Source organism: Flavobacterium sp. B167r (assembly GCF_056824315.1).
Genome location: NZ_CP124859.1, coordinates 650,687 through 663,194 on the forward strand (window position 1 = coordinate 650,687; position 12,508 = coordinate 663,194).

The window sequence follows — 12,508 nt, forward strand, 5'->3', positions numbered from 1 at the left end:
GGTATTATTTTTAGTAAAGTAATCAGATTTCAAAGATAATTATTCTTCTTGAGCTTTATATTTCCAAAACTCATCATAGTGTTTTAAATCTTCAATAACCTTGTCTTCCTCCTCAATTAATGCTTCCGCTATTTCAATACCTGCTTTTTCTAAAGCTACAGATATTCTTTCAGTCAAATCTACAACATTATATCCAGTCTGTTTGTGAAAATCCTTCTGCAAAAAAGTAAGATTATCTGTGTAAGTGTTATCGCGCCCAACCAGAATAATATCTTCATGAATATTAGCCAAAATAATTTCCCAATTAATTTCATCTCCAATAGAAAATTTACTTGAAGTTGGTGGGTTTCCGATATTTTTTCTTTTAAGCGCTTTATTTATTATTTCCTCTGTTGTATAAAGAACCATATTACCTTTTAAAGATTCATTTACAAATTCCTTGAAATAATTAGCAATTGGATCTTTTGATGAATCTTTCAATATTTCTGCAATACTTAATCCAACTTTTTTCTGTTGTAAAACATACTGTTTTTGAATTTCAATTAACTTCTTGAAATCATCTAAATTTTGAAGATATGAGCTTGAAAAATTTTCTAGTTTTGATTCTATTTGAAACCTTTGTTGAACACTTTTAATTACGCCTTCACGACTTCTCTCAAATTCTTGAATTATTTGATCCGTCAAAATAAATTTATCAATATTTTCTATAAGAGTACTAAAAATATGGATTGAAGCTCCATTTGAGCGATAAAAATCAAGAAATATGTTGGTATCAATGAGTATTTTCATCTATTAATTTTTCATTTTTCAATCACAAATATAAGTTATTTCTTTCAAAAATATCGACTTATAATTATTTTCTGAAACATAAAAAGAACATCAAACTTCCTCTCTAATATATTTAAAATAGTACTTTAAAAAATAAATCGGAAAAAAAGCTAATGCAACAGGGACATTCATTCCCCAGAAAGTGTCATCAAAATCTACTATCATTTTTGCTATCATCATTAAAAAAACAAAGGTAAGAACTGGAAATATCCAGTAGGTTCTTTTTTCATTTTCTTCATCAAAATAAATGAAGATAGAAGAGATGAAAACAAGAATATAGAGAATTAGGTTAAGCGTAAGCACCAGAATTTCCCCTTTATCAAAATAATTTCTAAAATGATAATACGTAAAGAATACCAACAAAAAGAATCCTGCTATTAAATCTGAAATCAAAAATGTTCCCCATTTAACGCTGACATAAACAAAAATGGCCAGGAAAACGAAGAAGGCAAAATATCCAATCATAATGATCTAAATTTTCATTCAAAAAAGATTATTTAAGCAAAAATCCCATTCTTATCGAGCCATAAAAATATCCTGAATTGGTATTAATTTTCGGATCATTCAATTCTCTACCTCGGTAAAGGAAAGAATAAGACATATTGAAGTTATTGTGACGGTATTTTAAACCTGCTTCTGCATTGAAACGAAGCGGTTCTAAATCAAAAGTAACCGGACTTGTGTCGTTAAACATACTTCCTTCAATAGTGGCATCATAAAATTGATAATTGACGCTTGGCGCCGCGTAGAAATAAAACTCTCTAATATTCGGCTGCGCTTCTGCACTTATCGAAGCGTCATGAATGTTAGAATCGTAAATCGGAATTAGTTTTTTAAATCCGAATCGAGCCATAAATCCTGTTGAAACTCCTGAGAAAATAGTTCCTAGATTTCCTTCGGACTGCCAATGAAAGTCTACAAAATCATTGTGTTTTAAAGGAAACAGTTTTTTAGAATAAATAGCATGTGCCTGCAATCCTAAAGCATTATGAATCTGGTTTTCCCAGCCATACACTTTTTTGTAGCCAATCATGTTATGAAATCCTTTTTGCAACTCTTCGCCAAACGCATTCAGGCCAAGAAATCCGACTTGAAAATCAGTCTTCAGAACCGATTCGCTTTTGTAAAAGAAGTTCTTCCCTACTTCAGCAAAAAGATAACCTGCAAAAGGACGGTCGTTTATCGTAACCGCTTCTTTGTTTATAAATCTTGGGTTATAAAGATATTGCCCAATTCTAAATTCGGTAATTTCTTTTTTGATTTTCGGGTTATCGTTCTTAGATAAAAATCGAAAAAAAAGTTCTAAACCATTCGTATAATACATATCGTACTTAGACGATGTGTACAAATCATTATCCGATATAAAACCTATTTCTTTAGTTCTTCCTTGTCCAAAAGTTAACGTTACACTCAAAATTAGAAAAGCAAAAAGCGCTTTTTTACTTCTTCTCTTCTGTACCATTGTATTTGATTTTTCCAACATAACGCATTTCACGAACAATTCTTTCTTTTCTTCTATTAATATAAGTTGACGAGCCTGTAGCTTTAAATTTTCTTGGGTTTGGCAATATTGCCGCAATTCCTGCAGCCTGCATTGGCGTTAAACTCGAAGCATCTCTGCGATACCAATGTTCTGTTGCTGCATAAGCACCATAAACTCCATCGCCCATTTCGATACTATTTAAGTAAACTTCCATGATTCGTTCTTTGCCCCAGATAATTTCGATTAAAACTGTAAAGTAAGCTTCAAGGCCTTTACGGAAATAACTTTTTCCTTGCCATAAAAAGACGTTTTTGGCAGTTTGCTGCGAAATGGTACTTCCACCTCGAATTCTGCGTCCGCGTTCGTTACTTTTATATGCTTTTTGAAGCGCTTTAAAATCGAAACCATTGTGAGTTAAGAAAGTTCCGTCTTCGCTGGCAATAACTGCTTTTTGCAAATTCATTGAAATTTTCTCAATTGGTTCCCAGTCGTGGTCAAAATAAACTTCTTTACCATCCATTTTATTTTCGATGGCACGAATGAGCATTAGAGGAGTAAATGGTACCGGAATATATTTAAAAAATATAACCGACCCGATTGATATTCCAAAAAACCATAAAGCAGCTTTAATAAAAAACCATTTTATCTTTTCTCCGAAAGAACGATTCGATTTTTTGGGAGACGTTTTCGGTTTTGCTTTGTTTGCAGTAGTTTTTGGTGCTGGTTTTTTGGTTATTTTCATTCTATTAAATCTGCTAATTCTGTTCCTATTAAACTGCCTATCGCTACTCCCATCCCGCCCAAACGCACTCCGCAGAACACATTTTCAGACAGCTGGGTTACTATAGGATTCTTACTATTTCCGATTCCCATGATACCGCTCCATCGGTGCGCAATCTGAAAATCCTGATTTGGTAAAATTACATTTTTCAACAAATCTTCCAATCTATTTTGAATAATTTTCGTCTCTCCAAATTCGGCTGTTGTTTCTCCCTCAAAATCAAGGTTTCGGCCTCCGCCTAATAAAATACGATCGTTGATATTTCTAAAATAATAATAACCGCGGTCTAAATGAAACGTTCCTTTAATGTCTAAATTGCGAATAGGCTCTGTAATAAGCACTTGTGCTCTTGCTGGTTTTACAGCGCCTTTTGTCAATTCGCTCGCAAAACCGTTGGTAGCAAAAAGTAGTTTTTGGGTTTTAAAGCTAAAATCATTCACTACAACTTCTACATGATTTCCGGCATCGGCATATGATTTTACGGTTTGCTGATTTAAGATTAAAATATCCGCCGAAACTGCTTGTTTCAGTAATTCCTGCATCATGTTTCCTGTATCAATTTGTCCTTCGAAGGGATTAAAAATTAAATACTCGTTAATATTTTCAAATCCGAATCGGTCTATTTCTCTCGAAAAAACATCAGCTTTAAAAAGCGGTTTCAAAATATCATTGATAAACGGAATTTTAGAAATGCATTCATTAAAACCTAATTCGTCATCTTTCAAAAATAATTCATATCCGCCGTGAGGCTTAAAATCAATAGCCTGATCTCCTAATTTTTTTCGAAGTTGCTGAAGACCTTTCCAACGTTCTTCAATAAGTGCCAAAACATCATCTTCAGAATGAGTTTTTAAGTCATCCATAATTTCAGACAAACTTCCGAAACAGGCAAAACCTGCATTTTTGGTGCTCGCGCCTTGCGGTAACATCCCACGTTCTAAAACCAGAATTTTAGCCGAAGGAAATTTTTCGCGTAAGCGTAATGCCGCATGCAGACCCACGATTCCGCTTCCTACAATTGTATAATCGATATTTGAAAACCAGTTTTTTAGTTCCCAGTAGCTTAGTTCCATTTTTTAGAGTTTTGATAAAAATAATGATTTTTTTAAACCATATAAGAAATGTAAGTTCATTTAAATTTTTTGTCAGACTCAGTGAAGTCGAAGCCTCTTTACGTTGTGCTTTCGACTTCTCTCAGGGTGACAAATTGAAATTTTGAATTTCAAATTTTAACAATTTTTGGGATTTGAAATTTAACAATTTGGGATTTAAAAGTTGTATTTTTAGCGCACAATAAAACAGAATAATTGATTATGAAAAAAGTAGTAGTAACAACCTTAATAATGATGAGTTTAAATGCTATCGGACAAAATGTAATGTCTCCGGAATTGTTATGGAAATTAGGACGAGTAACTCCGCTCGGACTTTCGAAAGATGAAAAAAATATTGTTTACAAGGTTTCAACACCTTCTGTAGCCGATAACAAATCGACTTCTAAACTTTATATTATTCCAGTAAACGGAGGTAATGCGACTGAAATTAAAGACACAAAAGATGTTTTAAAAGACAAAAATATTTCGCCTGACGGAAAATTTGTGGTTTATAATGACGAAGTAAAAATCGATAAAGTTTTGGGTAAAGATTTTTACCCAAGCCTTGACAAATCTGACGCTCAAATTTATGATGGATTAGATTATCGTCATTGGGATACTTGGAACGAAGGGAAATTTAACCATGTTTTTTATAAAGAAAACAAAGACGGCGCAAAAGGAATTGACATCTTAAAAGGTGAAACTTTCGATTCTCCGCAAAAACCTTTTGGCGGTGACGAAGATTATATCTGGTCGCCAGACAGCAAAAGTATTTTCTACGTTTGCAAGAAAAAAGCAGGAACTGCTTATGCAATTTCTACTAACACCGATATTTATGAGTACAATTTAGAAACTCAAAAAACAACTAATAAAACAGATGGTAATTTAGGTTACGACACTGCACCACAATTTTCTCCAACAGGAAATTTATCTTGGTTGCAAATGAAACGTGACGGTTACGAGTCTGATAAAAATGATATTATTGTTGAATTTAAAGGAATCAAAACCAACTTAACTGCAAACTGGGACGGAACTGTAGATAATTTTATCTGGAGCAAAGACGGAAAAACAGTATTTTTTGTTGCTCCAGTTGACGGGACAAAACAACTTTTCTCAGTTAATTTTCCAGGTTTAACTAAAATCGCAATCAACGTTCGCCAGTTAACAAATGGAGATTTTGACGTAAATGATTTAGTTGGTTTTGCAGGAGATGATATCATTGTTACAAGAACTGACATGAATCATGCAGGTGAGATTTATTCTTTCAACTTAAAGAAAAACACTTGGAAACAAATCTCAAATGTAAATACAGATACGTATAAAACTTTAGCATTAAGCAAAACAGAAAAACGTTACGTTACAACAACCGACGGTAAAAAAATGCTAGTTTGGGTAATTCTTCCTCCAAATTTTGATGCTTCAAAAAAATATCCAACTTTATTATTCTGCCAAGGTGGACCACAAAGTCCGTTGACACAATCGTATTCTTTCCGTTGGAATTTCTCTTTAATGGCTGCTAAAGGTTATGTAGTTGTTGCTCCAAACCGTCGTGGAATGCCAGGACATGGTGTTGAATGGAACGAGCAAATCAGTAAAGATTGGGGCGGACAAGTTATGGACGATTACCTTTCTGCAATCGATGATGTTGCTAAAGAAAGCTATGTTGACAAAAGCCGTTTAGGATGTGTTGGTGCTAGTTACGGAGGATATTCTGTGTTTTATTTAGCTGGAATCCACAAAAACCGTTTCAAAACTTTTATTGCTCATGATGGAGTTTTCAATACCGTTTCAATGTTAGGAACAACAGAAGAAGTTTTCTTTAACAACTGGGATTTTGGCGGACCATATTGGGAAAAAGATAACGCTGTAGCGCAAAAAGCATATACAACTTTCAATCCTGCAACTTTGGTTCAGAACTGGAACAAACCTATTTTGATCTTCCAAGGTGGAAAAGACTTCCGTGTGCCAATTGGACAAGGACAAGAAGCTTTTCAAGCGGCTCAATTAAGAGGAATCAAAAGTAGATTTGTTTATTTCCCAGACGAAAATCACTGGGTTTTAAAACCACAAAACGCTCAAGTTTGGCAAGGTGAATTCTTCAAATGGTTAGATGAAACTTTGTAATTTATAAAACAACATTTTGACAGCCGTAGATTTACATAATCTACGGCTGTTTTTGTTTGCAAACCTTACAATTATATAACATATCGGGTAAATTTACTCTTCGTAAAACAGATTTTTTTAGATAAATTGCAATCTTTTAATCCCGTCCCGAAGTTTCGGTATCGGAGCCTTAATTCCCTCAAATCCTTCAGCAAAATATGGAGACCAAAAGAAGTTACACCGCAATCAAAGTTTTATTCAGTTATGTTGCATTATTGGCTTTGGTTGTTACAGTTGGATGGTTTCTTTATTCTGAAAATGTCGTTTACAATAAACTAGAAGACAAGATTGCTTTAGAAAAGACCAAAATCATCAGAGTCAGCAGATTGTATTCTAATGTTTATAAAACAGAAAGTTTAGCGAGACAGACCATTCAAAACAACTCCGAAAAAGATTTTAAAAATTATCTGATCGAAACCGATTCACTTCGCAAACGCATCGATACTTTAAAACAAGTTGTTACTACCGAATACCAAAAAACACTTCTAGACAGTGTGACTTATTTTTTGTCTGAAAAAACAAAAAACATCAAACAGTTAAGAGAAATCAAGAATAAAGCAGACGATGAAACTTCTGTAAATAATGCGATTGATGAAATCACGAAAATGGAGTTTAATTTAAGAAAACTTGAACTTCAGGATTTTACCAAAAATCCAAATCAATTGGGAAGTTATCAGCGAAGTGTTTTACAGCAATATGTGGATTATTTAAATTCGAATATTCCAGATGACAGTACCAACACGCTGAGCAAAAAAGCTTCTGATTCTATTTTGGCAAATTCTAAAAAACTTCTGAGTTCGGTAAAAATAAAAGCCGAAAAAAAGAAAGAATCTCTGAATTTTGAAGAAAACAAATTGCTTCAGAATGAAATTGCGATTTCAGATCAGCTGAGAAAAATCCTTCGAATTATCGAGCGAGAAATTATCATCAATTCGATCAAAAGCAATTCATTAAAAGAAAAATCATTAAAAAGAGTCAACGAAATTGTAACGGCTTCTGCGGTTATCGGTTTGTTGCTGACTGTCTTTTTCTCGATTCTAATTGTTAGCGATTATTCGAAATCTCAATTGTATAAAAAACAGCTGGAAATTGCCAATTTCAAAACAAAAAATCTGCTGAAAAGCCGTGAACAATTAATTTCAACCGTAAGTCATGATTTGAAAACGCCTTTGAGTACGATTGTCGGTTATTCTGAACTTTTAGGCAATTCAGATGTCAACACTAAACAATCGTATTTCATTAAAAATATTAAAAATTCGTCTGAATATATTACGCAGCTTGTTCAGGATTTATTGGACTTTTCGCAAATCGAAGCCGGAAAAATTTCGATAGAAAAAGTTCCATTTTCATTACCAGAAATTATTGAAGATGTTGCGAGAAATATTCAAACCGTTTACAAACAAAAAGATATTGATCTAATTATAAATGTTGATGAGCAATTTCAGAAACGTATTGTTGGCGATCCATTTCGTTTAAAACAAATTCTGACCAACATTGTCGGAAATGCTTACAAGTTTACTGAAGAAGGCCATATTCGAATTGCCGCTTACGCGAATGACGATCAGTCCTTCACGATTTCAATTCAAGATACTGGAATCGGAATTGAAAAAGTCAATCAGAAATTGGTTTTTGAAGAATTTGCTCAAGCAAACGAAAACATCGAAAAGAAATATGGCGGAACTGGTTTAGGTTTATCAATCTGCCAGAAGATTATTTCTATTTTGGGCGGAAATTTAAGCTTAGAAAGTATTTTCGGAAAAGGAAGCACATTTGTTATCCAACTTCCTTTGTTATTTGACAATAGCCAACCCATTCCTGTCGCCGAACTTAAGCCAAAGACGGCAAAAAACACCAAGAAACAAACTTTTGTTGTTGTTGATGACGACATTAATCTTTTGAATTTAACAAGCGGTGTTTTAAGACAAGAGCAACATCAGGTTTTTTCGTTTACCAATCCTACCAAAGCTTTAGAAACGATTCAGATTACGCCGTTTGATTTTGTCATTACCGATATTCAAATGCCAGAAATAGACGGATTTCTATTTTTAGAAAAACTTCGCAAGCTTCCTGAAACAGTTTTCAAAAATCAGCCTGTAATTGCATTAACTGGCCGTACCGATTTAGATCTTTCTGTATATAAAAATGCTGGTTTTACAACTGTTATAAAGAAACCTTATTCGCCAAAAATTTTACTGGAAACAATTCAGCATATTTTAGATCATGAAGAAATTCCAGTAACCGAGTCTACCGAAAATCCAAACAAAGATGATTCTCAAATCTATTCTTTAGAAACTTTAAAAGATTTTCTAGGCCAAGACGAATCGGCTTTGAAAGAAGTTTTAAACTCTTTTATTGAAACTTCAATAGATAATGTAGCACTTTTAAAAATTGCTGTGGAAGAGAAAAATCATGATGAAATAAAATCGATTGCGCATCGTATTGCTCCAATGTTCAAACAAATTCAGGCAAATGAAATTGGCGAAATTTTAAAGAATTTAGAAAAAGAAGATTTAAACACCATCGATATAAAAGCGACATACAGTGATTTAAGCGAAAAAATTGAAGTTCTTTTTAACGAATTGAAACAGGAAGTTTAAATCTTTCTTCTCTCCATGTCCCCAAGGTTGAAACCTTGGGCTATGTTTGAATACGATTCTTTTATTGTAATAATAGTTGTCGCTTCTCGTCTTATTGCAAATATATCTTCTATAATATTTCGTTCCGCTGGAACTAAAAAAGCAACTCTAGAGGAGTTGCTTTTTTTATTCGATATTATATTGTTTCAATTTGTTGTAAAGTGTTTTTCTGGTAATTTTCAGCAATTTTGCCGCTTCAGATTTGTTGTTCTGCGTTTTTGATAAGGCACTAATAATAGTTTCTCTTTCGTTTTCAGACAAGGAAAAAACTTCAGTTGAAGCAGATTGATTTTGAATCTGGAAAAATTCTGCTGGCAGCACTTCACTTTCTATAAAATCACCTCGAGTTAAAAGAGTTGCACGCTTTACGCAATTCTGCAATTCTCTCAAGTTTCCTGGCCACGAATAATTTTGAAAAATAGAAACCACTTCTGGAGAAAATCCGATTACATCTTTATGAAGCTGCTGATTGGCTTTTTCGAGGAAATAATCTGCGAAAACCATTAAATCTTCGCCTCGGTCTTTTAAAGATGGCGACTGAATCGAGAATTCATTGATTCTATGGTATAAATCTTCTCTAAAATCGCCGTTTTTTACTGCCTCACGCAAATCTTCATTTGTAGCTGTAATAATGCGTATATCGACGTTTATTTCTTTATTGCTTCCTACGGGTTTAATTTTTCTTTCTTGAAGCGCTCTCAATAACTGAATTTGATTTTCGTATGAAAGATTTCCAATTTCATCCAAAAATAAAGTTCCGCCATTTGCTGCTTCAAAATATCCTTTTTTATCGTTGATTGCTCCAGTAAAAGATCCTTTTAAATGTCCGAAAAATTCACTTGCTGCTAATTCTTTTGGAATCGCTCCACAATCTACCGCAATAAAATTATTGTCTTTTCTTCTGCTTTGCTGATGAATGCTTTTTGCAATGATTTCTTTTCCTGTTCCGCTTTCGCCAATAATCAAAACCGACATATCAGTTGGACTTACCAATTGAATATGATCCAGAAGTTTTTTGGATGCAACCGAAATTCCTTTTACATATTCATTCTCTCCTGATGGAGATTGCTTTTTTGCTGTCTTTTTTTCTTTTACAGGAGCTTGTTCTTCTTCCTCTTTTGGAGCTTGTAACGCATTAGTAATTACAAGAAGAACTTCGTCTGGATTGAATGGTTTAGAAATATAATCTGCTGCGCCATTTTTGATAGCTTTAACAGCAGTATTCACATCAGAGTAACCCGTCATTAAAATAACAGGAATATGCGGGTGGGAATTTTTAAATTCAGACATAAGTCCGATACCGTCAGAATCAGGCAAGCGAAGGTCTGTTAAAATCAAATCGAATGATTCGTTTTTAACTGCTTCACGCGCTTCTGCAGCAGAGAAAGTAGTGGTTACTTCATACGCTTTTTTAATTAGAAATTTCTCTAATAATTTACAGAACGCAATATCATCTTCTATCAGTAATATCTTCGGCATTTGCTTTTAGGGACTTTTTTGCTAAAATAATATTATTAAACTTGTTATTTCATAAATTTATGTAAAATATGTAAAAAAAAAAGAGATTGCACGACGCAATCTCTTTTTCACCAAAAACATAAATCTAAATTCACCTAATTTATATCTTCAACCAGTTACCATTGACATCTGAATAGACAGTAGCCTTTTGGTCACCAACTGATATTTCGAGTTTATACTCTTTTTTATCGTTTATAAATGCTTTGTCCAGTTTTGCTCCTGGATAAGCAGTTTGCAAAGCTGTTTTCACAGTTGCAGGCACAGCATCTACTGTAACTTCAGTATATTCTGACTGAATAGTTACAGTTGCTTTAGCGTTTTGAGAAACAGGTAACACATTTGCATGCATTGACATAGTTCCAAAAATTACTATTGCTGATAAGATTAGTTTTTTCATGATGCTGATTTAATTATTTTTTAATGATATTTCCAGAAGCATCAGTGAAGATTGTATATTTTTTCTCTCCACTTGAGATTTCAAGTTTGTACTCGTTCTTATCATTTTTATAAGCTTTTTCAAGCTTAGTATTTGGGAACGATTTTTCTACTGTAGATTTCACAGCGGCAGGCACTTGGTCTGCAGCTACTTCAGTATATCCATCTTGAAAAATTGCTGATTGAGTAATTGAGATCGCTGGAAGAACTGCGGCATTCACCGATAAAGTTCCTAAAACGATCGCTGCTGATAAGATTAACTTTTTCATAATATTTAGTGGTTTAAATTATTTTTTAAGAATGTTACCAGAAGCGTCTGTATAAACGATCGATTTTTCACCTCGAACAGTTATCTCAATTTTATACTCCTTTTTTTCATTTACCCATGCTTTTTCAAGCACTACACCAGGATAAGCTTCATCTAAGCCTTTTTTTACGGCTGCTGGAACTCCATCTACTTCTTTGTATCCATCCTGATCATTTACTGTCTGCACCATTTGATTGGTTGCAGCAGGGGTTTCTGCGTTCATCGACAAACTGCCAAAAACAATTGCTGCCGATAAGATTAACTTTTTCATAGTAATAGTTTTTTAGGGTTAGACTTAATTATTTTTTAATCCAAGTTCCATCTGCGTTAGCAAAAAGATTTCCTGTTTTGTCTCCAACAGTTACATCAAGCTTGTATTCAGATTTTGTATTTTTATAGGCTTTAGAAAGCACTGCATCTGGATATGCTTTTTTAAGAGCATCTGTTACTGCTGCTGGAACTTCTTCCAATTTAATTTCTGTATAATCATCTTGGATAGAGATTGTTTTTACGATTGTATTTGAAATTGGCGAAGTTGAAGCAAATGATGTTAAACCTCCCAAAACGATTGCGGCTGATAAAAATAAATTTTTCATGATAGTTGTTTTTTAATATAGTTAATTTGATCTTAGTATTCTTGATCTGGATTTTCACAAAATCTCAAGTTAGATTATTGTTTAACCCAAGTTCCGTCTGCATTAGCAAAAAGATTTCCTACTTTGTCTCCAACAGTAACATCAAGTTTATACTGTGCTTTTTCGTTTTTATATGCTTTAGTAATTACTGCCTCAGGATATGCTTTTTTCAAAGCGTCTGTAATAGCAGCTGGTAATTCTTCTAATTTGATTTCAGTATACTCGTCTTCAATAGAAACCACTTTTACATTTGTATTGATTGCTGATGTAGTTGAAGCGAATGAAGTTAAACTTCCTAAAACAATTGCGGCTGATAAAAATAATTTTTTCATAACGTATATATTTAAATTAATAGTTGTTTACGCTTTAAGTAATGAAATTATTATGCCGTAAAAGAAAAGAGCTATGCCAAAGATCATAAAAACCTGTATTAAAAGGCTTTACATCAAATATAGCAAAAAAAGATAAAACTTAAAAGGTGTGTAAATGAGAAAATAAGTGTGTAAAAAGTAAACACTTAAAGTGTAACCTTAGGGAAAATTAAATTCCAAAATTTAAAAAATCCAAATTTCAAGTTTGGAATTTGGTTTTAGTTTTAGTTTTAGTTTTATAAAAAAAGGCCGTCAATATT

The 12,508-nt window shown here is 33.2% G+C and carries 13 protein-coding genes; 2 read left to right on the forward strand and 11 right to left on the reverse strand.

Features of this window, described 5'->3' with window-relative positions:
- Positions 1-39: 39 nt before the first annotated feature.
- The 5 genes from QLQ96_RS03145 to QLQ96_RS03165 form a co-directional block, all read right to left on the reverse strand.
- Complete coding sequence (locus tag QLQ96_RS03145) at positions 40-789, reverse strand: PIN domain-containing protein (RefSeq protein ID WP_482494599.1); 750 nt, start codon at positions 787-789, stop codon at positions 40-42.
- Between the two features lie 90 nt (positions 790-879).
- A complete protein-coding gene (locus tag QLQ96_RS03150; RefSeq protein WP_482494600.1) occupies positions 880-1,293 on the reverse strand; it encodes a hypothetical protein in 414 nt (137 codons plus the stop codon).
- A 28-nt stretch (positions 1,294-1,321) separates the two neighbouring features.
- Positions 1,322-2,290: a lipid A deacylase LpxR family protein gene (locus tag QLQ96_RS03155; protein WP_482494602.1), complete on the reverse strand. Its 969-nt coding sequence runs from the start codon at positions 2,288-2,290 to the stop codon at positions 1,322-1,324.
- Positions 2,268-3,053, reverse strand: coding sequence for a monofunctional biosynthetic peptidoglycan transglycosylase (mtgA, locus tag QLQ96_RS03160; RefSeq protein ID WP_482494604.1), 786 nt, complete (start codon positions 3,051-3,053; stop codon positions 2,268-2,270). The genes QLQ96_RS03155 and mtgA overlap by 23 nt, the downstream gene beginning before the upstream one ends.
- Positions 3,050-4,165 (reverse strand): NAD(P)/FAD-dependent oxidoreductase, encoded by a 1,116-nt coding sequence (locus QLQ96_RS03165; RefSeq protein WP_482494606.1) that lies wholly within the window; start codon positions 4,163-4,165, stop codon positions 3,050-3,052. The genes mtgA and QLQ96_RS03165 overlap by 4 nt, the downstream gene beginning before the upstream one ends.
- A gap of 240 nt (positions 4,166-4,405) precedes the next feature.
- Between QLQ96_RS03165 and QLQ96_RS03170 the strand changes: the two genes are divergently transcribed.
- On the forward strand, positions 4,406-6,307 hold the full coding sequence (locus QLQ96_RS03170) for a S9 family peptidase (RefSeq protein ID WP_482494607.1): 1,902 nt from the start codon (positions 4,406-4,408) through the stop codon (positions 6,305-6,307).
- Between the two features lie 197 nt (positions 6,308-6,504).
- Positions 6,505-8,943 (forward strand): hybrid sensor histidine kinase/response regulator, encoded by a 2,439-nt coding sequence (locus QLQ96_RS03175; RefSeq protein WP_482494609.1) that lies wholly within the window; start codon positions 6,505-6,507, stop codon positions 8,941-8,943.
- A 165-nt stretch (positions 8,944-9,108) separates the two neighbouring features.
- On the opposite strand, the gene QLQ96_RS03180 is transcribed toward QLQ96_RS03175, so the two are convergent.
- The 6 genes from QLQ96_RS03180 to QLQ96_RS03205 form a co-directional block, all read right to left on the reverse strand.
- Positions 9,109-10,461, reverse strand: a complete 1,353-nt coding sequence (locus QLQ96_RS03180) for a sigma-54-dependent transcriptional regulator (RefSeq protein ID WP_482494611.1) — start codon at positions 10,459-10,461, stop codon at positions 9,109-9,111.
- Positions 10,462-10,600: 139 nt separating this feature from the next.
- Positions 10,601-10,897 carry a PepSY-like domain-containing protein gene (locus QLQ96_RS03185; protein WP_482494613.1) on the reverse strand — a complete coding sequence of 99 codons (297 nt, stop codon included), beginning with the start codon at positions 10,895-10,897 and terminating at the stop codon, positions 10,601-10,603.
- Positions 10,898-10,910: 13 nt separating this feature from the next.
- Complete coding sequence (locus tag QLQ96_RS03190; RefSeq protein ID WP_482494615.1) at positions 10,911-11,204, reverse strand: PepSY-like domain-containing protein; 294 nt, start codon at positions 11,202-11,204, stop codon at positions 10,911-10,913.
- A gap of 18 nt (positions 11,205-11,222) precedes the next feature.
- Complete coding sequence (locus tag QLQ96_RS03195; RefSeq protein WP_482494617.1) at positions 11,223-11,513, reverse strand: hypothetical protein; 291 nt, start codon at positions 11,511-11,513, stop codon at positions 11,223-11,225.
- Positions 11,514-11,541: 28 nt separating this feature from the next.
- On the reverse strand, positions 11,542-11,838 hold the full coding sequence (locus QLQ96_RS03200; protein WP_482494619.1) for a hypothetical protein: 297 nt from the start codon (positions 11,836-11,838) through the stop codon (positions 11,542-11,544).
- Positions 11,839-11,912: 74 nt separating this feature from the next.
- Positions 11,913-12,209: a hypothetical protein gene (locus QLQ96_RS03205; RefSeq protein WP_482494620.1), complete on the reverse strand. Its 297-nt coding sequence runs from the start codon at positions 12,207-12,209 to the stop codon at positions 11,913-11,915.
- Positions 12,210-12,508 lie beyond the last annotated feature (299 nt).